The sequence below is a fragment of the Planosporangium thailandense genome, from assembly GCF_011947195.1.
Classification (GTDB): Bacteria; Actinomycetota; Actinomycetes; order Mycobacteriales; family Micromonosporaceae; genus Planosporangium; species Planosporangium thailandense.
The window spans coordinates 96,993-120,249 of record NZ_JAATVY010000008.1; the positions used below are offsets into that span (position 1 = coordinate 96,993).

The 23,257-nt window shown below is 67.2% G+C and carries 22 protein-coding genes and 1 tRNA gene; 15 read left to right on the forward strand and 8 right to left on the reverse strand.

Annotated elements, in window-relative coordinates:
- Nucleotides 1-219: 219 nt before the first annotated feature.
- Nucleotides 220-1,044 (reverse strand): single-stranded DNA-binding protein, encoded by an 825-nt coding sequence (locus tag HC031_RS13995; protein WP_167925722.1) that lies wholly within the window; start codon nt 1,042-1,044, stop codon nt 220-222.
- A gap of 189 nt (nt 1,045-1,233) precedes the next feature.
- Between HC031_RS13995 and HC031_RS14000 the strand changes: the two genes are divergently transcribed.
- On the forward strand, nt 1,234-2,181 hold the full coding sequence (locus HC031_RS14000; RefSeq protein ID WP_338090650.1) for an alpha/beta hydrolase: 948 nt from the start codon (nt 1,234-1,236) through the stop codon (nt 2,179-2,181).
- Here HC031_RS14000 and HC031_RS14005 read toward each other — a convergent pair.
- Nucleotides 2,171-2,698, reverse strand: a complete 528-nt coding sequence (locus tag HC031_RS14005) for a DUF1444 family protein (RefSeq protein ID WP_167925723.1) — start codon at nt 2,696-2,698, stop codon at nt 2,171-2,173. The genes HC031_RS14000 and HC031_RS14005 overlap by 11 nt on opposite strands.
- A gap of 225 nt (nt 2,699-2,923) precedes the next feature.
- Here HC031_RS14005 and HC031_RS14010 point away from each other — a divergent pair.
- The 3 genes from HC031_RS14010 (at nt 2,924) to HC031_RS14020 (ending at nt 5,392) form a co-directional block, all read left to right on the forward strand.
- Nucleotides 2,924-2,996 (forward strand) — tRNA-Arg (locus tag HC031_RS14010).
- Nucleotides 2,997-3,077: 81 nt separating this feature from the next.
- A complete protein-coding gene (locus HC031_RS14015) occupies nt 3,078-4,562 on the forward strand; it encodes a tyrosine-type recombinase/integrase (protein WP_167925724.1) in 1,485 nt (494 codons plus the stop codon).
- Between the two features lie 218 nt (nt 4,563-4,780).
- A complete protein-coding gene (locus HC031_RS14020) occupies nt 4,781-5,392 on the forward strand; it encodes a DUF6308 family protein (protein WP_167925725.1) in 612 nt (203 codons plus the stop codon).
- A gap of 112 nt (nt 5,393-5,504) precedes the next feature.
- On the opposite strand, the gene HC031_RS14025 is transcribed toward HC031_RS14020, so the two are convergent.
- Both HC031_RS14025 and HC031_RS14030 read right to left on the reverse strand, forming a co-directional pair.
- Entirely contained in the window at nt 5,505-5,762 is a 258-nt protein-coding gene (locus tag HC031_RS14025) for a hypothetical protein (RefSeq protein WP_167925726.1), read from the reverse strand.
- A gap of 18 nt (nt 5,763-5,780) precedes the next feature.
- Nucleotides 5,781-7,568 (reverse strand): IS481 family transposase, encoded by a 1,788-nt coding sequence (locus HC031_RS14030; protein WP_167925727.1) that lies wholly within the window; start codon nt 7,566-7,568, stop codon nt 5,781-5,783.
- Nucleotides 7,569-8,453: 885 nt separating this feature from the next.
- Between HC031_RS14030 and HC031_RS14035 the strand changes: the two genes are divergently transcribed.
- Nucleotides 8,454-8,882 carry a hypothetical protein gene (locus HC031_RS14035; protein ID WP_205862718.1) on the forward strand — a complete coding sequence of 143 codons (429 nt, stop codon included), beginning with the start codon at nt 8,454-8,456 and terminating at the stop codon, nt 8,880-8,882.
- Nucleotides 8,883-9,031: 149 nt separating this feature from the next.
- On the forward strand, nt 9,032-9,985 hold the full coding sequence (locus tag HC031_RS14040; RefSeq protein ID WP_167925729.1) for a hypothetical protein: 954 nt from the start codon (nt 9,032-9,034) through the stop codon (nt 9,983-9,985).
- 17 nt (nt 9,986-10,002) lie between these two features.
- Here HC031_RS14040 and HC031_RS14045 read toward each other — a convergent pair whose 3' ends face one another.
- Nucleotides 10,003-10,800: a hypothetical protein gene (locus tag HC031_RS14045; protein ID WP_205862719.1), complete on the reverse strand. Its 798-nt coding sequence runs from the start codon at nt 10,798-10,800 to the stop codon at nt 10,003-10,005.
- A 1,291-nt stretch (nt 10,801-12,091) separates the two neighbouring features.
- On the opposite strand from HC031_RS14045, the gene HC031_RS14050 reads away from it, so the two are divergent.
- The 3 genes from HC031_RS14050 (at nt 12,092) to HC031_RS14060 (ending at nt 14,417) form a co-directional block, all read left to right on the forward strand.
- On the forward strand, nt 12,092-12,625 hold the full coding sequence (locus HC031_RS14050; protein WP_167925731.1) for a hypothetical protein: 534 nt from the start codon (nt 12,092-12,094) through the stop codon (nt 12,623-12,625).
- A 254-nt stretch (nt 12,626-12,879) separates the two neighbouring features.
- Nucleotides 12,880-13,581 (forward strand): hypothetical protein, encoded by a 702-nt coding sequence (locus HC031_RS14055; RefSeq protein ID WP_167925732.1) that lies wholly within the window; start codon nt 12,880-12,882, stop codon nt 13,579-13,581.
- A 275-nt stretch (nt 13,582-13,856) separates the two neighbouring features.
- On the forward strand, nt 13,857-14,417 hold the full coding sequence (locus HC031_RS14060; RefSeq protein WP_167925733.1) for an HD domain-containing protein: 561 nt from the start codon (nt 13,857-13,859) through the stop codon (nt 14,415-14,417).
- Here HC031_RS14060 and HC031_RS14065 read toward each other — a convergent pair.
- Complete coding sequence (locus HC031_RS14065; RefSeq protein WP_167925734.1) at nt 14,405-14,875, reverse strand: NUDIX domain-containing protein; 471 nt, start codon at nt 14,873-14,875, stop codon at nt 14,405-14,407. The genes HC031_RS14060 and HC031_RS14065 overlap by 13 nt on opposite strands.
- A gap of 4 nt (nt 14,876-14,879) precedes the next feature.
- Nucleotides 14,880-15,485 carry a hypothetical protein gene (locus HC031_RS14070; protein ID WP_338090652.1) on the reverse strand — a complete coding sequence of 202 codons (606 nt, stop codon included), beginning with the start codon at nt 15,483-15,485 and terminating at the stop codon, nt 14,880-14,882.
- Nucleotides 15,486-15,788: 303 nt separating this feature from the next.
- Here HC031_RS14070 and HC031_RS14075 point away from each other — a divergent pair, with 303 nt between their 5' ends.
- The 6 genes from HC031_RS14075 to mobF all read left to right on the forward strand — a co-directional run bounded on the left by HC031_RS14075 (nt 15,789) and on the right by mobF (nt 22,878).
- Complete coding sequence (locus tag HC031_RS14075; RefSeq protein ID WP_167925736.1) at nt 15,789-16,040, forward strand: helix-turn-helix domain-containing protein; 252 nt, start codon at nt 15,789-15,791, stop codon at nt 16,038-16,040.
- A gap of 293 nt (nt 16,041-16,333) precedes the next feature.
- Entirely contained in the window at nt 16,334-16,903 is a 570-nt protein-coding gene (locus HC031_RS14080; protein WP_167925737.1) for a diguanylate cyclase, read from the forward strand.
- A 5-nt stretch (nt 16,904-16,908) separates the two neighbouring features.
- A complete protein-coding gene (locus HC031_RS14085; RefSeq protein ID WP_167925738.1) occupies nt 16,909-17,091 on the forward strand; it encodes a hypothetical protein in 183 nt (60 codons plus the stop codon).
- Complete coding sequence (locus HC031_RS14090; RefSeq protein ID WP_167925739.1) at nt 17,088-18,005, forward strand: hypothetical protein; 918 nt, start codon at nt 17,088-17,090, stop codon at nt 18,003-18,005. The genes HC031_RS14085 and HC031_RS14090 overlap by 4 nt, the downstream gene beginning before the upstream one ends.
- Before the next feature lie 148 nt (nt 18,006-18,153).
- Entirely contained in the window at nt 18,154-18,321 is a 168-nt protein-coding gene (locus HC031_RS14095; protein ID WP_167925740.1) for a hypothetical protein, read from the forward strand.
- A gap of 201 nt (nt 18,322-18,522) precedes the next feature.
- Nucleotides 18,523-22,878, forward strand: a complete 4,356-nt coding sequence (mobF, locus tag HC031_RS14100; RefSeq protein ID WP_167925741.1) for a MobF family relaxase — start codon at nt 18,523-18,525, stop codon at nt 22,876-22,878.
- Here the strand turns inward: mobF and HC031_RS14105 are convergent.
- Entirely contained in the window at nt 22,871-23,185 is a 315-nt protein-coding gene (locus HC031_RS14105; RefSeq protein WP_167925742.1) for a hypothetical protein, read from the reverse strand. The two genes, mobF and HC031_RS14105, sit on opposite strands and share 8 nt — an antisense overlap.
- Between the last annotated feature and the right edge of the window lie 72 nt (nt 23,186-23,257).

Genomic DNA, 23,257 nt, shown 5'->3' on the forward strand with positions numbered 1-23,257 from the left:
CGGTCTCCTCGCCTTCCCGTCGGGCGTCAGGTATTCCCGTCGGACGCCGCACCTTCCCGCCGGACGCCGCGTCTTCCCGACGGACACCGCACCTTCCCGATGGACGCCGGGTCTTCCCGTCGGACACCGCACCTTCCCGACGGACGCCGCGCCTTCCCGTCGGACGCCGGCCGAGACCGTCGATCGGAACGATCTCGGCCGCCCCCGTTGCGTCGACGATCAGGCCGGAACCGGCACCCTGGACCGGCTGCGCCGTCCTGCGGGCCGATCCCGCTCGGTCCCGGTGCCTGTTTCGCCAGTCTCGGGCTGCGCCTCGGCCTCCCCGGCGTCCGCTACGCCGCCGAGCCCGGCCTCGCGGAGCGCGTTCATGGCGTCGTCCTCGACCGGCGCAGCACCCGCGAGGTCCCCGTTCTCGGTGTCCCTGGTCGGCAGGTCGAAATCACCGAAGGAATCCGCCGGGCCCGGACCGAAGGAGATCTCCTCGGGGCGCGGCTCGGGCTGCGACTCGGATTGCGGCACGGCGCCATGCTCGGTGCCGTGCTCGGAGCCGTGCTCGGAGCCGTGCTCGGAGCCGTGCTCGGAGCCGTGCTCGGAGCCCGGCGAGCTCACCGACACGGTCGGCTCACCCGCGATGCGGGCGTCGGACTCGGCGTCCTCCACCGCGCTGACCAGGCCGGCCGCGCGGTGCCGGACGAACTTCGCGAAGCCTCGCGACAGGTCGTGTCCCACGGCGATCGCCTCGAGTTCGTAGGACACGCGCGGCTGGCCGTCGTCGCCGATCCAGTCCCGGGTGTACATCCGGCCGGTCACCACCAGCGGGTCGCCGGTGACGATGGATTGGGCCACCCCTTCGGCGAGACGCCGCCAGCAGGTGACGCGCACCCGCAGGCTCGGCCCATCGATCCAGCGACCATTGTCCTTGTCATAGCGGCGTGACGTGGACGCCACCCGGAAACTGGCGACGAGCGTGTTCGTTCCAGTCGTACGCCGGAGTTCCGGCGCGTTCAGCGCGTTGCCGACAATCGTCACGGTCGTGTCAAACATCGCTTCTCCCCATGCCGTGGTCTGCTGTGTGAGTCGACTCGCGGCACAGCCTGCGCCAGCGCGGGGGCGCGCGGCAGCCCGTACACCTGAACCTGTGGATGGCAAGGGTGCCTGTGGATGGGGCAGCGCACACAACGAGGGTGTGCTACGGGGCAGCCATTTAGTTGACTCGGCGGTAACCTGCGTGGCGTGGAGACCGACCTGCTGGGCATGCCGTACGAGCGACACACGATCGACCTCGGCACCGATGACGAAGGGCCGGTGACGGCGACCCTCGTACGCCGCCACGCCGAGCAGCCCGACGGGCGTGCGGTGCTGTACGTGCACGGGTTTTCCGACTACTTCTTCCAGTCGCACCTGGCCGACTTCTACACGTCCCGGGGCATCAACTTCTACGCGTTGGACCTGCGGAAGTACGGTCGTAGTCTGCTCCCCCACCAGACGCCGAACTTCTGCCGCGATCTGAGCGAGTACTACCCGGAGCTCGACGAGGCGGCCCGCGTCATCCGCGCCGAGGACGGCCACGACCGACTTCTCGTGACCGGGCACTCCACCGGCTGCCTCATCACCGCGCTGTGGGCCCACGACCGGCGCGGCACCGGCGCGGTCGACGCCATGTTCTTCAACAGCCCGTTCTTCGACATGAACGTGCCCCGGCACATCAAGCTCGCCATGACGCCCATAGCGTTGCGAAAGGGCCGGACCCAGCCGTACTACAAGATGCCGGTCGGCCTCAACGACGTGTACGGCAGCAGCATCCACCGTGACCGGTACGGCGAATGGGAGTACAAGCTCGAGTGGAAGCCGTTGCCGGGCTTTCCGGTCTACGCCGGCTGGCTACGCGCGATCCTGGTGGCGCAGAAGCGGCTGCACGTCGGCCTCGACATCCAGGCGCCGATCATCGTGGCCTCGTCCACCGCGAGCTACAAGCGGGCCCGGTGGGGCGAGGCGGCTCGCGCGGCGGACTCGGTGCTCGACGTCGACCACATGGCCCGGTGGACGCCGGCGCTCGGCAGGCGTACAACTCTCGTACGTGTCGAGGGCGGCCTGCACGACCTGACGCTGTCGGCCGAGCCGTCCCGTAAGCAGCTCTTCGACGAGCTGGGCCGCTGGATGGACGCGTACTTCACGGCTTGAAGATCTCCCAGCCACCGTCGCGGCGCACCAGCAGCTGCTGGGTCAGCAGGTGCTGGTCGCCAGCGAAGAAGACGCGTTCGACCGCGCGCCTCGCCTTGTCAAGGCCCTGCGACGACTGTGAGCCGGTCACCACGACGACGTCGCGGGCCGGCACCCCGACGACCAGCTCGCCCTGAACCGAGCCCGCGAGCTGCTGCCAGAGGAGATCGACCAGCAGCAGGCTCGACTCGATACCGTCGAACGACAGCATCAGGGTCGGCGACTCCCCGTGTACGCGTACGCTGCCCACCATCGTGCCGAGGTTCTCGGTGGCGCGGGACTTCAGCACCCGCCGGGACAGCCCGAGTCGATCGAGGTCGAGCCAGCTGACGAAGCGCTGGCCGTACGGCGGCCCGAATGAGTACGCGACGGCCAGCTCGGCGGCAAATTCGTCGAGTACCGGTGCCGCGGGGTCACCGTACGGGTCGTCCTCCGCACGAGCGAGAAGCGGAAGGAATGTGGTACTCGTCACGTGCACGGGTGCACCGTAGTTGTCGGGAGTCCCGTTCGGCATCGTCCGTACAGCCAGGTCGGGACGATCCCACTTGTCTGGTTTATGGTGAAATTCTGGTTACCGAGCGTGGGCGCCTCATACCACCTGCGTACATGGTGGGAAATCCAACCCACCGTCAGCCCTTTCGACCCGCATAGAGGCGTGGTATGGCGGTAGCCTTTTCCCGCGACGCAGCGTGGCGTCGTTCATGCGCTCGTAGCTCAGTGGATAGAGCAGAGGACTTCTAATCCTAAGGTCGCAGGTTCGAATCCTGCCGGGCGCGCCCTGCTCACGGCGTTTTTCTTGATCTTCGGCCCGGCTTCGTGGAGCCGATCGTGGAGCTAGTCGCCGGTATCCTGGCTCCATGGCTCCCCCGGCGGCAGCACGGAAGCGAACCCGCGGCGAGATTGAAGTCCTTCCCAGTGGGTCACTCAGGGTCAGGGTGTACGCAGGCACCGACCCGGTGACTCGCAAGCGCCACTACCTCGTGGAGACGGTTCCGGGAGGACGTGGGGCCGAGCGGGAAGCCGAGAGAGTGCGGACGCGGCTGCTTGGCCAGGTCGACGAGCGGCGCAACCCGCGGACCCGAGCGACGCTCGACCAGTTGCTCGACCGTTGGCTGGATGTCGTCGAGCTCGAAGCGACGACGCGAGTGAACTACAAGTCGAAGCTGGACAAGCACGTGCGGCCGGTGCTCGGCCGGCTGCCGCTGACGAAGCTCGACCCGGAGACGCTCGAATCCTTCTATGCCAGTTTGCGCAAGTGCGGCGAGCGGTGCGGCGGACGAAAGTACGTCGAGCACCGCAAGGCCGGTTCGCACGAGTGCACGGACAAGTGCCGTCCGCACAAGTGCCGGGGGCTGAGCGCGTCGACGGTGCGGCAGCTCCACTGGATATTGAGTGGGGCGTTCGAGCGGGCGGTGCGCTGGCGCTGGCTCGGCATCAACCCGGCGTCGCAGGCATCGCCGCCGTCACTCCCCCATCCGGATCCGCACCCACCGTCGCTCGACGAGGCGGCTCGGATCGTGGAAGCGGCGTGGGCCGATCCCGACTGGGGAACGCTGATCTGGCTGGCGATGACGACCGGGGCGCGCCGCGGTGAGCTATGCGCGCTTCGGTGGCAGCATGTCGACCTGGACGCCGGCGTTCTGACCCTGCGACGCAGCATCTACATGGACGAGGACGGCGAGTTGCAGGAGAAGGACACCAAGACGCACCAGCAGCGCCGCGTGGCCCTCGATCCGGAGACCATGACGGTGCTGCAGGAGCACCGGGCGCGGGCGGTGTCGCGGCTGGCTTCAGTCGGGCTGGATCTGGACGCCGGCGCCTACGTGTTCTCGCCCGAGCCGGACGGCAGCCGGCCGTTCCGGCCCGACTCGGTCACGCAGCGGTATGGGCGCCTCGCGGCGCGGCTCGGCATCTCCACCACTATTCATGCGCTGCGGCATTACTCAGCGACTGAGCTCATCAATGCGGGCGTCGACGTGCGGACGGTCGCCGGGCGGCTCGGACATGGCGGGGGCGGTACGACGACGCTGAAGGTGTACGCGGCCTGGCTGAGTGAGTCGGACCAGCGGGCGGCCGCGACGCTGTCGGCGCGGATGCCCGCCAGACCGACCGAGCCGACAGCGCCGCGGCGGACGGGGCCGAACCCATACGAGGTGATCGCGGAGGCGCTGCGCGACGACATCAGGTCGGGACGGCTCAAGCCCTGCGACCACCTGCCCACGGTGGTCGAGCTGGCAGCGCAGCACAGAGTAGGCAGTGGTACGGCGCAGCGAGCGGTCGCACTGCTTCGTGACGAGGGTCTGGTCGAGGTCGTCCGCGGACGTCGAGCTGTTGTCAATTAGATGACCAGTACGACAACCAGCACTGGCAACGCCTCACCGTGGCCACCTGTCGAGCGCAAGACTGCGACGGCTCACGCCGCACCCGCCTCAGGACTACCAAGCACCATCCATGGCGCCCGACAACCGGACCGCGGGATGATCCGGCGATGACCTCACGGACACCCCTCGATCTCGACCCGCCACCTCCACCCGGACCCCCGAAGGGACAGTCCGAAAGAGTGGGCGAAGTCATCGATGATCTACTTAAAGACCCCAAGACGCCCAAGCTAGTCGCGGCCTTCTATCACCCAGCGAATGGTTTTGCTGGAGACACGTTCCTCGCGCTCGCACCAAACGAACCGAACGTGATCACCATCCCAGACCTACTTGCCGTAACGCTGCTTGAGGTCCGGTTCTGGCCCACGGCCGTACGCACGATACTCCCGGGTGGTGAACTAGACGACAAGATCCAGCAACACCTCGCGGCGATCCCGCTCGGCGTCCCCCTCTGGGAGGCCACAGACGTGCACCTTGCCTGGGCGGAGTCCCTGTGGAAGCTACTGAACACAAAACAAGTGCCCGGAGTCGGGAAGTCAATCGCTGGCAAGTTGTTGGCAAGGAAACGCCCGGACCTAATTCCAATCGTCGACAACGTTATCGCGAAGAAACTGAACTGTGCGTCGATGACCTACTGGACCACCTACCGCGAGGTCCTCACCTGCGAGGAACGCCGCCAGCGGCTGTCCGCCCTCCGGCCAGGCACATCGACGGTCCGAGTTCTCGACACCGTCATGTGGATGCACTGGAGTAACGGGAAGCAGGCCAAGAACATCCGGGACCACCTCGGCTAGCCGCAACGCTGGCTTGGGGCCGGCCGGTTGCCGGAGGCTACTTTCGTGTCGGGCTCCACTTGATGCGTTACGGATCGCGGTCAGATGATCCGTGACAGCTCCGGCTAGACGATCATGGTTTTGGGTTGGTGATGACTTCGGCGGCCCACCAGTCCGGCTTGGTCTGCTCCCAGGCCAGCTCCCCGGTGAAGTTCCACTCCCGACGTAGGTATTCCAGCAGGTCCCGTTGTGCGATTTCGACGGCCGCGTCGGGTGAGGTGCCTGGCAGCTCTCCGCACCCGATGCCGCCTGGTGGCTCTTCGAACACGGAGACGCGCCAGCATCGCGGGGTTCGGTACAGGACCACGTACTTGATGTCGACCTGGTTCATGGCACGGGGCTTCCGGTTTCAGCTGCCCCGGCGTGGGGGCTCGGGTTTGCGGACCTTGAATCTAGCGATGGGCTTGGTGGTCGTGCGAGCGACTTCGGTGATGAGCCGGTCGCCGTCGTGGATGCGGAAGGTGGTGTCGGCGGCTTCGACGGTGACGGTGGCGCCGGCGTGGCGGATGCCGACGTGGATACGTTGGCCGGCCACGACCAGGGCGCCGCGGCAGTTGATCCGTCGCTGCACCCGTAGCGGGTCCGACGGCGGTTGCGGCGCAGGTCCGGCGGGGCGGGCGTCGCGGATGCGCGCCATGTCGGTGGAGGTCAGAGGGTTGGGCAGGCTGCGGAGCAACTGCCCGTCGGTGGTGATCTGCATCAGTGCGCCGGCGAGGCGGACGGTGACCCGACGGCCGGCGAAGTGGTAGCCGACGGGGTGTTGGCGGCCGGCCAGGCCGATCAGGCCGGTGGCGTTGACCAGCCGGTCGACCTCGATGGGCGCGCCGGGGCGCAGGGCCCCGGTGGGCAGCGGTGGTGGGCCGGCCGGTCGGGCACCGTCGACCAGCAGCTGGCGCAGGTGGGCGGTGGTCAGCCGGGACGGCACGGTCTTGAGCCGCACCCCGTCGACGATGAGGTGGACGACGGTCGTGTCGGCCCACAGCGTGATGGTCTGACCGGCGCGGGCCGGGCCGAGCCAGAACTGCTGGCCGCCCACGCCGAGGTTGCCCGAGGCGGGCACCACCCGCTCGGCCTCGACGGCCAGGTTGACCGGCTCCAGGCCGTTGGCCGCCATCACCAGCGGCGCGGTGGACCGCAGCGGCGTGGTCGGCGGCGTCGGGTCGAGCTGGGGTGCGGCGAGGGAGGACGGTAGCCGCAGCGGCAGCGGTGCCTGGTCGGGTCGTGGGGTGAACCGGTCGGCGGGGAAGGCCATGTCCAGGGACTGGTGGGGTCGGTTGGTGTTGTACTCGTGGCGGAAGGTGTCGATGGCGGCCTGCACGCTGGCCAGGTCGGGCCAGACCGGCGTGGCGTCGAGCAGTTCGCGTTGCAGGGTCTGGTGGAACCGCTCGACCTTGCCGGTGGTCGTCGGCGACCGGGGCTTGGTGTTGCGGGCGACGATGCCGTTCTCGCGGCAGATCCGCTCGAAGAGCACCTCGCCGGGGCGGGGTCGGGTGAACCGGCCGGTGAACTGCTTGCCGTTGTCGGTGAGGATCTCCTCCGGGATCCCGTATGCGCGCAGTGCGGCGACCAGGGCCAGGCAGACCGCGCGGCCGGTGGCCCGGGCCACCACCGTGGCGATGACGCAGAACCGGGAGTGGTCGTCGACGCCGGTGACGACCTTGGCCTCGGTGCCGTCGGCGAGCAGGACGCCGCCGACGATGTCCATCTGCCACAGCTCCATCGGCGCCGAGCGTTCCCAACGGCGGTAGTCCTCACGACGTCGGCGCCGGGGCAGCGCGTCGACCAGGCTGTGGCGCACCAGCACCCGATAGATGGTGCTCACCGACGGAATCGGGCCCGGACAGCCATTACGGCCCAGCTCGTAATGCAGCCGCCGCTGTCCCCAGCGCGGATGGTTACGGCGAAGCTCGCAGATCGCCGCCTCCACCTCGGGCGGAGTCTGCGCGGGATGCGCATGCGGGCGGTGCGACCGGTCGGCCAGCCCGGCCAGGCCCTCGTCGCGATACCAGCCCAACCAGCGATGCACCGCCTGCCGCGAGACGCCGAACCGCTCGGCGACCTCGGTCACCGGCACCCCGGCCTCGACCTCCAACACGGCGCGATAGCGCTGCTCTGTCACGGTCAACTCCACCAGCACTCAGCGGAGTGTCACGTATCAAGTGAAGCCACGACGTAACGCATCAAGCGGAGTACGACACGGAAGCCGCTTCCGGGCTGGGAGCAGTTCCTGTACAGCTTCAAGGCGGCCCGGACGGGCCGCACACGCCGCCGATTGGGCGTCCTGGCCGCCCGGCCGGGGGTGGCCGGGCGGCCAGGCCCAGTGCCCATCGGCTGGCGCGAATAGGGGACAGATGGCGGGCCGCCGAAGCAACGGACAGTACCGAGGGCGGCTGATCTGGGTGGGCCGGCAGCCGGCCGGTGGCGAGCCGGTGCGCGGCGTGACCGACCGCGCCGCGCCGTAGCGCGGGATAGCGGTCTGCGGTGGTCGGGCTCTTTGCCTCCGGCGGGGATCTCCGGCCCCGGGATGGCGAAGATCCTGTACGCGCGTCGCGGTGCGTGGGTGGTTGCGCGGAGCCATCCCGCCCACCGTCGACCCGGGCGAGCCGAGCAGACCACCGCCCGGGCCGCCAGCGTCCGTACGAACGTCGAGGTCCGCTTGACGTGGCGGCCCGGGCGGCGGCCCGCTCCCTGAAAGGCGGGTCGACGGCGGACGGGATGGGGGGACTTTTGTTGCAGGGCATGACTGTCGATGCGGCAGCAACATAAGATTCTCTGGTATCTACAGTCGCTCACGTTCCGCTCGCATGCAGGAATCTACTAACGCCGGACGGTTCGACGAAGCAAACGCAGAAAGGCCAGAGTTGTGAAGCAAGGTCCGATGAACGGCACACCGACCACCGAGCCGCTACCTCGTGATGTCGAGGCGCGATTACGGAACTTGGATCCGACAGCGCTTAGCCGCCAGGTGCTCATTCTGCCAACCCAAACGCGAGGCGGGACGACGCACTACCTTGCGGATGATGTGGTTGCCGTTCAGGTAGCCCGAAAGGGAGGGCTGGATGCTGCTTACTTGGTTCCTGCAGAAGACCGGACCTACCTGGAGGAGTACTCCGCTGAGTGGGTTCTCGAACTAGCGGTGGCTGTCATGCAGGGCATGACGCAAGATATCGCAACAGGTATAGGGGCATACCTATGGGAGAGGGCGAAGTATGTTGTCGGCGTCGGACACCATTCTGGGCCCGTTGAATCGGTCCCGATGCGCCTCGGTCTCGCTCGGTATGAGCGGGAAGCCGATGGAGCGGTTCGTATTGACAATCTGGTAATCGAAGGAAGTCCGGAGAATGTAGAAGCGGCTGTCCGGGCTTTGGTTGGCCACGCGGCCACGCCAGAGCTCGTGGAACTCGACGCGCATGAGGTTGACCAAGACGGAAATTCATCCGAAGAGGACTAAAGTTGGGGCTCTCGCCGCAGTCATCAGAACGCAGTGGATTACGCACTTCTGGCCTTATTTTACGTGTCGGTACGCCGCCGCCACCTGTAGGGCCGGCGCGAACGGGGTACTGCCTCGGCAAGGGCATAGAGGCTTTGAATCTCGCGCGTGTGAAATACGGGACGGCGCTTTTAATTCTGGCTCCGCTGCTTTCGAGAGGGATTCGCTCATTGCCGGAACCCATCCCGCTCCATGAGGGATTGTGTCGACAGTATGCGCTACGTATAGGCAAAGAACGGGTGCGTCAGTGGTTTTCGGTTCGGGACGAACTTGCGGATCGGCGGCGGGATACGGTTGGGAAGTGGCCGCGGTGGTGGGCCATTGACCGTGCGAGGGCGCTCTATTGCCGGAAAGAGAGTGAGAAGGCGGAGGAGTTTGCGCGTGACTCGCTGACTCTAGCCGTCGAGGCGTTTCACTGGCTCCGCGACATCACTTTTGACTATCCGAGACAGACAACGTTCGAATTGGTTGCCGATTATGCCGATGGCCAAATGGTCGATGGCGTCGTCAGTTTAGGTGAGATTTTCGATGAGGCGCACCTGTTTGCGCATCGGGCTGGTGAGCTCGTGGGGGGAATCTTCGGATGCCTCTATGTGCATGATGAGCACGGATGGAGCGAAAAGTGTGCGACGCAGCTCATGCATATTCCGCGTGGGAATAGCCCAGGGATGGTCGTGAAGTATGCCTGCAGCGTTTGCGGTGACGATCCAGGAGAATGCTGCCACAGTCTTGGGGAGGAATATGAAACCTTGGCAAAACGCATAGACGGAACGTGCAACATATGTTACGAGGAAGGTGAATGTAACCACGTTCTTGGTGAGCCTTACCGCCTAATCGCAACGGTCCGAGTCCGGGATGTTGTTCTACAAGAGGTGTCGCTCGTCAAGCGCCCACGTGATCCTCTAGCGCGGATTACCAGCAGAGGTGTGGATAACGCCGAACTTATTCGACAGTTCGGGAAAGTGCCGGAAGCTACCACGCAGCTATGGTGCCACGGTTGTATGTATCCGTGTCAGGGGCTGGATGAGGTAGAGGTGCTCGAACCAACCACGCCGGCGGTTTAGGCAGCTGCCATGCCGGCCTAACCGTCGCTGTATCGGCGAGCAATCTCCTTGTGTAGGTCAACATACGCGCGACTATCGTCCTCTGCCCATGCGAGCTTTTCCTGCAAGAATAGGTCGTCAGACTCTCGAATCTCGCTTGCATGCTTCAGTAGTAGTTCCCGTAATTCGCTTCTCCAACCGAGTTCTTCGAGTGCGCGCGATTGCCAGTAGATGTCTTTCCGCTGGATGGCATCCTTGAGTGCGAGCTTGAATAGCTCTTCCACCAGCCCGTCTTTATACAACTCCTTGAGATAGAAGGCGGCGGCAAATGTGTTGCCTGTTGAGAGCCTATCGACCACGCCCCGCACGTAGGCTGCGGCAGCCTCACCATATTCTCCCAGGTGCTTATGGAGTCGTGCGAGTTGCAACGGATTGTCTGCAAGGCGTTCGCGCTCTCGTTTAATCACGTCGAGCGGAATCAGGTCGGCGCGTCCTTGCATTGCTCTGAGGAAGATGTGGGTCTCGTCATCTGTGTCCTGCTGCTGGAGTGCTAGATCGATGTACTTGTCGCGAAGTTCAATATTTTGGATCGCATCATAGTGCATCGCAAGTCGCCAGTAGCTCTCTTCATCCCTGTATATCTCCGCAAGCGACGTGACCAACTCCAGGTCCACGCGTAAATCTAGGGATTCTTCCTTGGCCGTGGCAGACTTTGCCCGTGTTTCGAGAACGATTTGGTGCCAGTCGTTTCGATATAGTGTTCCCTGGTCTGCGTCCAACTTTCTGTCAAATCCGCCTGAAATCTGAGTCTCGCGGTGACAGTCGAAACAGAGCACGCTAAGATTCCTGGGGTCGTTATTTCCCGGGTTATCGTCTATGTGGTGTATTTGGACAGGTTTACCAGGTTTGCGGCATACGCAGCACGTGCGGTCGGACCGAAACAGGACCTCGGCGGCAAGTTCTGTGGGTATCGGGATTCGCTTCTTCTTGGATGCCACGAAGCCTCCGATGTTGGTACACAGGCCAATTAGCTCGCCTTACTATCTCAGGCTTGATCTGTTCATGTCGATCGTCGAGGGTAGTTCGGCGGTCACGGCCCTCTCGTTGGTGGAGGTCTCCGACTCTGAGAGCTTGCGGTCCCTCGTCCCCTCGCAGAGCCTAGGCCCGCCTTCCCTTCTCTAGCGGGTGCGCCTTCTCTCGACAAACACCATTTTTGGTTCGACATAACGTATACGAGTGCTGATGTGCTTTCTTCCTACCCTTGTGTATACATAAGCCCGGTCGTCGGATCCGAATTTGTGACACAGGTGATACTCAAGCTTGGTGTTACCGAGATCTGCTTTCCATTCGCCCCAAGAGTGGCCGTCGAGGCGATGCGGGAATTCGGGGCCGTTCCATTGAAGTTTGAGTGTTCGGGGCACCATACTGTCGTTAGGTATCATGCCGGACGCTGGGCTCCAGTACACAATTTTCTCGATTCGCACCGAGGCGGCCCCTCTGCGCGTGTTGTGAACTTGGACTTGGAGTGACAGGGAGTCGTCCTGGGAGCGGAAGATAAGCGCGTCCACACGGACCATTGGTCCTCCCGACTTCCAGGCCAGAATTGCGACCAGCAGCGAACATAGGGAAACCAGCAGGGCAAGGGCGGCAATGGCGCCTGCCAGGAATTGGTACCTGTCCATTCCCCACAAAGCTCATCCTCTCTCAATCCGTCGACCTCACTGGATGACCAGGTGGCATCGCCGATCGGGAGTGTTCCCTACCCAAAGGGTCAGCAGTGTCGGGTACCTGACGGCAGCCGTCCAGCTCACGCTCGGCCTGCTGTGTTGGGCGGTAGATCGTTCCGGACAACAGCCTCGTCGCTGTGAGATTTACGGCCGGACGCGGTAGCTGTGCGGCCGGTGGGCCAAGATCAGGCCGTCTCCAGGCCGTGATGTGACGACTTGGGACCACCAATAACCACCGCCTACCACCAACGTTGCCGCTGTTCACGGCGCCGATCGGCACCTTTAGTCCATCTCTGATCGAGGTGGAGATCAATTCAACGCCAAGTGGCGGCCCGTGCTGCGATCAAGTAGGAGTGGTTGCACGTGCGGTCCGTGGGGACTCCGCGCTACGGTGCTTGACATGAAGAGAGCGGTCGAGGTCGATGCCATACGAACGCTTGTCGCGCAGGCACAAACCCACGTGGGCCGCAAGGCCGGGCGAACACCAGTGCGGTCTGCCCTTTACCAACTGACCCGCGGCCGGATCGACAAGCGACCCAGGCCGACCGTGGGGGAGTTGCCTCGGTTGGGGACGCCGTGGCAGGACACGGTGTCGGGGCGGTACTTCGGCTGGCGCTGTCGGCAAGCGAGTCTGAATGGCGAATTCGCGTTCGCCGTCGAGTACGTCATCTGCCGGAAGTGCAGCCTTGGCTGGGTGGACAAGCCGTACGCGGTCGAGAAGTACCAGCGGAACGGCATTGCATCGGCTGCTCTGCGAGCGCTTCGGATCGAGAACCGGGAACTGGCGTGGCATACCGGGAGCGGGCACATGAGAGATTCAAGGCCGTTCTGGCGGGCTGTCGGTGACAGTGTTCCGGGTGGCTACGAGCATCGCGTCTTCTGCGAGCATGTCGCCCGTCACGGTGGCACCATGCGGCTCTGGCGTCTCCGGTGAGTGACTAACTGAGTGACAACCCGCACGGACATCAACGGACGCCCCCGGACGTTGGTGGACCATTCCGGCAGGTCAGGGCGTGTGAAGTTGCAGGTCAAGCAGTCATGATTGTTGCCTGGGGGTCAAGGGCGCTTGTGGACGTACCGGCTCTAAACCGCTCGTAGGCATCCCGCAACCATGGTCAAGTTGCCGGCCATTAGTTGAGTGCCAAGGCGATGTTTACTCTACCGCCACAGTCTGATGCACTACACGACATGTCAGATTGGGTGACGCCGGTGGTCGGGCTGTTCGGCCTGCTCGTTGGCAACGTGCTGAACCGGAGCATGGAGTATAGGAAGTGGCGGCGAGCCGAGCGGCACCGGGCGTGTACGCAGCTCCTCAATTCAGGTCACGCCGCAATGACGGCAGCGGTCTTCCACCAGGCGGCCGCCACCACTACGCCACTCATACTGGAGAACTCCTTTGACCAGTTCACGCAGCTCCTGAACTCTGGCCCGAAAGGCCGCGTCCTCAAGCCTCTAGCCCGGTTCGGCGCAAAGGTGCTTGTTCGCCGAATGAATCCAGAAAATGACTCGAAGGACGTGGACAGTGCGGTTCGCGGGGTGCTTGAGTCAGTGACGGCCCGAGTAGAGCAGCCGGTGGTTGACCTCATCACTGAACGCCTGGGAGCAGGGAAGACAGGTAGGCTTACACAACTCCGGGAAGCGACCAACGAACTCGGCCTTGCGGTTGAATCAGTTGAGCTCATCTGCCCACGTACTGTCGCAGAGACGGGACATGCCTTTAGCGAGGCTGCGCTCGCGCTCTTCGAGATGGAGTCCGACGAGGGACCATCCTGGGATGAGCGGTTGGGGACGTATAGCGCGGCCCGCCGAAATTTCGTCCGAACTGCTCGGCGGGACCTGGTTCGCGACAACGGCCTTCGTCTTCGGCTGCGCCGCCCGCGACAGCCGTAGTGGGTGAGTGCCGCACGTTCTGCAGACGCGCCGTGGTACAGCAGCGAAGTACAGCAACCGTACTGGCCAGAGACGGCCGAGGTTGGACCGAGGATGGGCCCTGACCTCGTGTCCGATCCTCAGCGATCCCGCGGCCGATATTTGACACGCAAGAGGTCACTAGAGGTGTGCCGACGACAGAGATCCGTGATCTTCCGACCTACGTGGGCTTTCGCGGCGAGCCGATGGACGCCAGCGACTTGGTCAGCCCGGACGCCGATCCGTAGGCTATTCCGATGCAAGTTGCCGCCGCAGCCGAGCGCGATGCCCGCGCAAAACTCGCCGAGGCCCTCCCCCGGCGATGGCGGCACGTTCAGGCCGTCGCGACGAAGGCACAGAGGGTGTCCTCGACCCTGAGTGCCGAGGACCGCCCGCTACTCATCGCCGCAGCGTGGCTGCACGACATCGGGTACGCCCCAGGACTGGCGACGACCGGCTTCCACCCCCTCGACGGCGCCCGATGGCTCCGACAGCAAGGGTTCAACGAGCGGATCATGTCGCTCGTCGCGTACCACTCCTGCGCGATCTTCGAGGCCAAGGAGCGCGGCCTCGCCGACCAACTGACCGCCGAGTTCGTGGACGAGGAGTCGACCCTCAAAGACGCCCTCTGGTACGCCGACCTGACGACCGGCCCGGATGGGCAGAACTTCGACGTGTTGGAGCGGTTAGCCGAGATCCGTGAGCGGTACGGCCCTGATCACCTCGTGACCCAGTTCTGGACCAAGGCCGAGCCGGTCGCCGTCGCGGCCGTACGTCGAACGGAGGCGAGGCTCGCCGCCACCGGTCAACCGATGTAGGGCTCGGCTCTCCGCTCGTACCCGTGGTCGATCCGCAGCCGCATGGACGGATGGATCGGCAACGAGTCCAGCTCATCACGGCTGACCCAGCGCACCTCGGATGACTCGTCGCTCGTGGCCAACTCTCCCCCGAGGTACCGCGCGCGGAAGCACAGTGAGAACTGCTGACGCACCTCGCCGTTGCTGAACTCAATCAGGTGGTTCGGGTTGGTGTAGACGCCGACGATCCCGGTCGCCTCCACCTCTACGCCGGTCTCCTCGCGGGTCTCACGCGCCACCGTTTCGGCGATGTACTCGCCGAAGTCCTGGGCGCCGCCGGGCAGCGCCCACAGCCCGTTGTCGGTACGCCGGATAAGCAGGACCCGGTCCTGGTCGTCGAGCACGAACGCGGTCACCGCAACGACGATGCTGTTGGGGTTCGGCGCGTCGGGATCGTTGAAGTGCTCGATGCGGGCCATGCGTTCAGGCTGCCACAGCCTCCGTCCACGCCGGTACCGAGCCGGCCAGGACCCGATCGACGCTGTCGGTGTACATTTCGAACAGGTCGCCGCCGGCGAGCCGGCGCAGGTGGAGTACCGGCGCGTGGGCCGCCGGAAAGCCGAAGACGTGCGTGTTGACGAGCATCTCGTCGTCGAACCGGTAGATCGAGTTGTAGAGGGTCGTCCGGTGGAAGCGCACGTCGACGCCGCGGACGCCCTGCAGCGGCCGATAGAACGTCAACACATTGCGGATCTTGGTCGGTACGGCGTCGCCGATACCCTCGTCCATGCCACGCCGGCGAACCTCGTCGCAGTCCGGATCGCCGAGCAGGACGCTGACCTTCGCGCCGGCTGCCGCCTTCGCCTTCAGCTCGCGCACCAGCTTCGGCCGCTGTTCCGGCAGGAACAGGCCGGCGTACACCAGGATGCTGATCTGCTCGGTGGCCTCGTTGAACAGCCGGTTCCAGAGCGCTTCCGGTACCACCGACCGGCACGGGTAGAGCGTCACCAACTCCGACTGAGCGACGCGAGCGGCCCGCTCGGGCGGGATCGCGTTGGGCCAGAGATACGACTCGCTCTCCTTCACCATCGCTGCTACAGCGTGGCGGAACTTCGGGTACGTTGGCCGGCCTTGAGTGATCCACCGCTCAACTGTCTTGGGATCGACCCCGACCTTCTCGGCCACCGCAGAGGGTGTCAAACCATTGCGTAGCAGGGAGTCTCGAAGCCGGTCGTTCGCCACTGCTTCCTCCTAGGGACGCCTAGGGACGACTTCATTGTTCCAAAGACGTCAATGGGTGTCCAGTGAATAGGTGAAGTCGTCACTGTCCGCAGAGCCATCTTGAGTCCACCAACGGCGCGCCAGAAGCGCCGGCCGACTCAGGAGGACGCAGTGACTCAGGAACAGCCGAGCAACGGCAAGCGCCCGGTCCGCTTCCACTCCGTCGCCGCGGTCGCGGAGATCCTCGGTACGTCCGAGGTCACGCTGTACCGCGCGATCCGCGCCGGCGAATTCCCGGCGATCAAGATTCGCGGCCGCTACGTCATCCCGAGCCGCGCGCTCGACGACCTGGAGGAGACGGCCGTCTCGACGGGCAGCGTCGTCGACCCGGCCGAGCTTGCCGGGCACCGGGAGCGGGCGTGACTCGGAATCGCCGGCAGCTCTTCGACGTGCCGTTTGGCAGTCGGCCGACCCCGGCCGAAGACGGCTCCGACGCGACGACTCCACCACCCGCCGAAGCCCGGATCCGACCGCTCCTCGAAGGCAGGAGGCAGATCCATGCACCAGCGAACGGACGTCCGCCGATGCGCGCGAGCCACCGCCGGTGGACGGCGTCCCAGCCGCCACGTTCGACGGGGCCAGCGGTGACCACCGCAGCGCTTGCCCGCCGCCACCTGCGGTTGCGCCGGTACGCCGGACGGCTGTCCCGGGAGCTTGTGGCGGCCCGCCGGGCCGCGGCGGAGGCAGAGTATGCGGCGACTCACGACACGCTGACCGGCCTGCTGAATCGGCGCGGCCTCTTCGAAGCATGGCCGACCATTCGGGCGACCGGCCTGCTGCTGGCCGACCTGGACGGCTTCAAACCGGTCAACGACGAATTCGGGCACGAGGCCGGCGATCAGGTGTTGGCGACGATCGGCACCCGTCTTGCAGCCATGGCGGGTACGGTTTCGGCCCGCCTGGGCGGCGACGAGTTCGCCCTGGCCACCGTTGTCGTCGACCCGGTAGAGCTGGCCGGCCGAGTCGCCTCGATAGTCGCCGCACCGATACGGATACGAGGCACCCGAGAGGTGACCGTGACCGCCTCAATCGGCGTTCGAGCGCTACAAGGTCCGACCATCCTGGACTGGGCGCTAGCCGAGGCGGACCGTGCGATGTACACGGCGAAGGCCGGCCCTGATCGGGTCGTGGTGTGGCGGCCGGGACTGCCCGGCCCAACAGTGGTGCCGCCGGTCCGACTGCGCGACACCCGCCCGGCACGACTCGACGGCGCGGATGGGCGGTGAACCCGATGCAGATCCGCGTCATGGGAACGCCCGCCGAGACCGATGCCGCTGTCGCCCTGCTGCGCACCAGCGAGCGCATCGCGGTCGTGTCGATCAGCGCCCCGTATCCGAATCACGGCCACTCGAGCCAGGTCCGCGTCTACGTGACCGCGCTGTTGCGCCAGAACCACTGGGAGGTGCGGCCGTGAGCGCCAGGCGCGCCGGGGAGCCCCGGCTGGCCGCCGCCGGTTCGTGGGCGGTGCTTGCGGCCTCGTTCGGGTTGTCGGCCGCCACGTGGGTGGCCATCGGTCGGGCCGCCGGCTTCGACGGCGGCGACTACGTAGCCGCCACGAATCCTCACCGGCCGCTCTCCGACCCTGGTCTGTCCTGGGCGCTGCCGGTCGCGGTCGACGGGTACCTGGTAGTCGCGCTGGTGCTGTGGATGGCACCGGTGCCGCAGCGAGTTGCTCGCTTCGCCCGCACCAACACGTACGTCGCGGCCGCGGTCGGGATCGTGGCGCAGTCGGCGTACCACGCGCTGAGCGTCGGCCAGGCGATGCCGGCTCAGTCCTGGCGGGCGTGGCTCGCCGGGGCGGTCGGTGCCCTGCCACCCGCGCTCGCCGCCCTGGCGGTACACATGCGCGCTCTGCTCGTACGCGAATCCACTACGCCGGATCCCGTATCGGCCAGCCGTACCGATACAGCCGCAGCCGATACGCATACCGCTGTGGCGCCGGCCGCCATCGAGCCGCTGACGGTCGAGGCGGCTGAACCTTGGACGCCGATACGCGACCCGTGGGAGTACGCGCAGCCGACAGGCGCCAACGAACCCAGTCCTGCCGGCGCCGACGAGCCAGCCGATACGCCGGCTCGAACCCGGCGCCCAGGTGACGAGGAGTTACTCGCCCGGCTGGCGGAGCTACCCCGCCGGTCCGACGGCACCGTACCGGTACGCCGTGCCATGGACGCCCTCGGCATCAGCCAGGGCCGGGCGTACCGGCTCCTCGACCTCGCCGGCCTACGAACATCGAAGTCCAACGCCACCCGTACCGATACGCCTGCTCCGGTCAATGGCAGCGCCGTACCGGCCGATCTTGCACCCACTACGGACGGTGCGCCGTGACCGCCTGGCTCCGATTCCGCGGCACCGCCGCGGGGCACCCCCCGTCTGGTGCTCGAACCGCTGTCGGGCCAACGATGCCGCGCTCGGCGAGCACCGCAGCGACCCGGTAACCGTCGTGGTCGGCAGGGCGTCTGTCGTCGGGACGCGCGTGGCCAAGAACGACAGCCGGCAACACCTCGAACTGCGCATCAGCATCCCGCTCATGGGCGACAACGACGAGCAGCGTGCCATCGTCGCCGATCACATTCTCCGAGCGATCACACATGCGCTCCGGCAGGTCATCGCCATTCTGACCGCCACTACAGGCAGTCACTAGCAGCAACCGGCCAACCCGCACTCCAGCCGCAGCATCAACAACCCACCGCAAGCCCCAGCTAGGCCAGATCTCTCACCAACGTCAACTCACTCTCATCACGCCGCACGAATCCCACGAAGAACAACGCACACCCATGCATCACCGATCCGACGGTACAAACCACGCCCGCTCCGCGGCGCCTGAAAAGAGAGGTAGGTCGGAATGTTGACGGTCGGTTTCACCGCCAGCGGTTCGGCCTACTACACGGCCGAAGTGGGCACGACCAGGACGGCGTACTACACAGACGACGCCACGCTGGGTGAGCCTCCGGGCCGCTGGTGGGGTGCTGGCGCGCAGTCACTCGGTCTGGCCGGCGAGGTCGAAGCCCAGACCATGGCAGCTCTGTTCGACCGCTACCTCGACCCACGTGATCCACGCTCGCACGACCGAACAACATGGACGGAGGCTGCCACCATCGGCCGAGCGCTGGGGCGGTACCGCAGCGCCGATGAGATCGCGACCGAGATGCTGGCAGCGGAGCCGGACGCGAGCCCGGAGCGGGTCGAGGAGATCCGGCTCGCCGCGGCCGGGAAGGTGCGCCGGCCCCGTACGTTCGTCGACCTGACGTACTCCCCCGTCAAGTCCGTCACCGTCATGCACACCGCCTTTGCAGCCAGGGAAGCCGCCGCCCGACGTACCGGTGACGCCGAGGCGGAGGCCGCCTGGCGCGGCCGCCGCGAGGCGGTCGAACACGCGGTGTGGGCCGGCAACGACGCGATGCTGCGATACATGTCCCGGCACGCCGGGTACAGCCGGATCGGCCACCACGGCGGCGCCGGCGGGCGGTGGACCGACGCCCACGACTGGACCGTCGCCCAGTTCTTCCAGCACACCAACCGCGCCGAGGGCCCGCAACTGCACGTCCACAACGTCGTGCTCTCGCGGGTGCAGTGCCCGGACGGCCAGTGGCGGTCACTCGACCACGCGGCGATCGTCGACGCCCACCAGGCCGGTGGCGCGATCGGCGACCGGGTCACCGAGGTTGAGCTCGGCCGGCTACTCGGCGCTGCGTTCGACACCCGCGCCGACGGCGTGTGCCGCGAGTCCACGCAGGTTTCCGAGGCCGTGCTGACCGCGTTCTCGCCGCGCCGTACCGCGATCGTCAATGCCGCCCGGCCGCTGATCGAAGCATACGAGGCGCGGGTCGGCAGGCCTGCGACGGCGCTGGAACAGACCAGGATCATGCGCTCGGTCGCCATGGCGAGCCGGCCCGGCAAGCAGCACAACGGCGAAGGGCTGGCGGAGCGCGCCGAGCGGATGGACCGGCAGATGCGGGCCGAGGTCGGCGCGGGTCTGCATCAGCTCGCCGACGACCTCGTCGCCAACGAGGGCACTCCCCCGGAGGCCGAGCCGTTCGACCCGCGCGCGGTGATCACCGAGGCGATGGCGCAGGCGTCGGCGACGGGAGCGACCTGGACCCGGTACCACCTGACGCGCCACATCACCGCTGCGCTTCCTGCCCTCGGCGACCTTGCGCCGGACGAGGTCGAGTCGCTCATCGAAGGTCTGGTGGACGAGGCGCTGACCATGGCGGAGCGCGGCGAGCACCGGGACCCGATCGTCGGGGCCAGTTCCCGGTACGGAGCCGTATCGGTATCCGGGTCGACGGCCGACGTACTCCCCGACGAGCTGCGCCTGGCCGACGGCCGCTCCGCGCTCACCCGGCCGACCGAACGCCGGTACGCCGCTGAAGGCACCATCGCCGCGGAGCTGGCGCTGCGGCAGGCCGCCATCCGTACCTCCGGCCGCGTCGCCGACCCGGCCGCCGTCGACGGTTGGCTAGCCCGCCGCAGGGCCGCCGGGCTGACCCTCGGCGCCGACCAGGAGGCCGCGATACGCGGGGTGCTCACCGGCGGGCAGCAGCTGTCGGTCATCGTCGGCCCGGCCGGTACCGGCAAGTCCCGGGTCGCGGCAGTCCTCGCCCAGGCCTGGACCGACCCCGAGCTGTGGGACGGTGCCGCGGGCCGCCTCATCGGGCTCACCATCTCGCAGACCGCCGCGAACAACCTCGCCACCGACGGCGTACCGGCGTTGAACGTGGCCCGCTGGCTCGGCATCCAGCGCCGGCTCGCTGCCGGTACCGCGCACGGCGACGACTGGAACCACCGGCTCACCGCCGACGACGTGATCGTGGTCGATGAAGCCGGAATGGCCGACACCGACGCCCTCCGCGAGATCGAGGCCTACGTCCAGACCGCAGGCGCACGATGGGTATGGGCCGGCGACCACCGCCAGCTCGGCGCGATCGGTGCCGGCGGCATGATGGCCTCGCTCGTCGGCGCCGCCCCGACGTACGAGCTGACCACCGTCCGCCGGTTCGCCAACCGTTGGGAGGCGCAGGCCTCGCTCCGGCTGCGCGACGGCGACACCTCGGCCCTGCTCGACTACGAGCGGCACGGCCGGATCGTTTCCGCCGGGTCGCTCGCGGACGCCGAAGCGCAAGCGGCCCGCGGCTGGCTCGCCGACACCGTCTCCGGCGTGCGGTCGCTGCTCGTGGTTGACACCAACGAGCAGGCCGCCCGGCTGTCAGCCTCACTGCGGGACGAGCTGATCGCCCTCAGCCGGGTCCAACCCGACGGTGTGCATCTCCCCCGGCAGAACACGATCGCCGGAGTCGGCGACATCATCGTCACCCGCGCCAACAACTACCGCCTCGACGACGAGACCGGCCGCCCAGCCGAGGTGGCGAACCGCCAGCTTCACCGGGTCGTCACCACCCGCGAGGACGGGACCCTGGTCGTTGAACCGGACGGCTGCCCGGGCCGGCGGGTCGTCCTGCCGGCTGGTTACGTCGAGACGTCGGTCGAGCTGGGCTACGCCGTGACCGTCCACGCCTGCCAGGGCGCGACCGAGGGCACCACCCACTCGGTCGTGTCGTCGCGGTCGCGGCTGTCCAGCCTGTACGTACAGATGACCCGCGGCCGCGAGCGCAACACCGTCTACGCCGAGACCGCGACGTCCGGCGAGTCCGAGCGCACCGCGCTGGAGGTGCTCGCCAGTGCGGTCGACCGCCCGGACGAGCAGCTCGCCGCCGTCGACCAGGCCGCCGTTGCCGTCGACCGCAGCCGCAGCGTGCAGACGCTCGTCGAGGAGTACGCGGCCGGGGTCGAACAGGTGCAGCAGGCCCGGATCGGAGACCTGTTCGACCGGCTCACCGTCAACGGTCTACTCGGCGAGGACGAGCGCGTGGCGGTGGCCGCCGACCCGGCCACTCAGCAGCTCGGCTGGCTGCTGCGCTCGGTCGAGCTGGCCGGCCACGACGTCGACCGGGTCGTCACCGAAGCCGTCGACGGGCGACCGCTCACCGGCGCCCGCAGCATCGCCCAGGTGCTGCACGCCCGCATCAACGACGCCATGCGCGGCCAGCTCACGCCGACGGTCGAGACCGTCGCCGAGGCAGTACCCACCGTCGACGGTACGTGGGGCAGCTACCTCAGTCAGCTCGCGGAGGCCGTCGACGACCGCCGCCGCCAGCTCGGCACCGAGACCGCCGAAAACCTCCCGGTGTGGGCGACCGAGACGCTCGGACCGGTACCGACCGGACCGGCCGACCGGCTCGAATGGGAGCACCGCGCCGGGGCGGTCGCCGCGTACCGGGAGCTGACCGGGCACACCGACGAGGAGAACCCGATCCCGCCGGCGCCAGCGGCCGGTATGACCGAACACCGGGCCGCGTGGGCGGCGGCGTGGCGTGCGCTCGGCCGTCCAGAGCTTGGCCGGGACGAGGCGGAGATGAGCGAGGGGCAGCTCCGGGTCCGGGTACGCGCCTGGGAGCGCGAGCAGACCTGGGCCCCGGGGTACGTCGGTGCCGAGCTCAAGGCGACCGCCGAGGCCGCTGCCCGATGCCGGCAGGAGGCCGCCATGGCGGCCGCTCGCGCCACCGTCGAAGTCGACGAGGGACGCCGCAGGGAGCTGCTGGCCGAGGCCGAGCAGCGCCGCGCCCTGGCCGATGTGCTCGCCGAAGCGGAACGGCAGCTCGACGTCGCCGACGAGGGCCGTGGCGCCTGGTATGCGCACACCGCCCCGACCCGGCAGGCCGCTGAGCGCGCGGCCTCGGAGCTGAAGTCCCGCGGTGTCGACCTGGACGCCAGCGAGGAGCGGGTTACCGCCGCTGAATGGCTGGAGGCCGAGCGCCTCGCCCGGCTCGAGGACGACGCGCACCGTCCCGTGGCCGAAGCCGACGTGACCGACGACCGCGACGCCGTCGACGAGGCCGACCGGAACGCGGCCGGCGAGTCCGAGAGCAGTCAGGCGGAGCGGGACGACGCGGACCAGGCCGCAGCCGAACCGGCCGACGACAAACGGCAGTCGTTGCCTGACAGAGTGCCGTCTCCGGCGGAGACGGCGGCCGCGGCCCTGCGGGCACGGGAGGCGCTGCGGCGCATCGAGGAGCGCAAGGCCGAGGAGGAAGCCAAGCGCGCCGCCGAGGCCGAAGAAGAGGAGGAGCTACGCGAGGCCGCACGCCGCCGCCGCGACCAGATCCGCGCCGCCGAATGGGAGGACGCCGATGTCAGGTGAGCGGTTGGCGGGGCCGCCGGCCCAGCGCCCACAGCACCGCGTCGACCGTACCGGCGGCGTACGCGGCAGGAATCGCCGAGGCGACCAAGCCCCGGGCGATGCGATCGGCGAGGTCCATCTCGACGCCGACCGTGCCGGCGGTCGCCGGCTGCACGTCACGGCTGACCGGACGCCGGTCGCTCACGCCGGTGAGCCAGCTCAGCGCGGCGAGCGCGCCGGCGGGGCGCGGTGCCTGCGTCGCGCGGCACTGCCTGATCAACGCCGCCATCATCGCGCCGCAATCGGCCGCCGAGATGGCGATTGCCACGGCCATGACTCTGACGGTCCCACAGGGGTGCGACAGATCGCATCCACGAGTTCGAGCGCGAACCCCGGACAC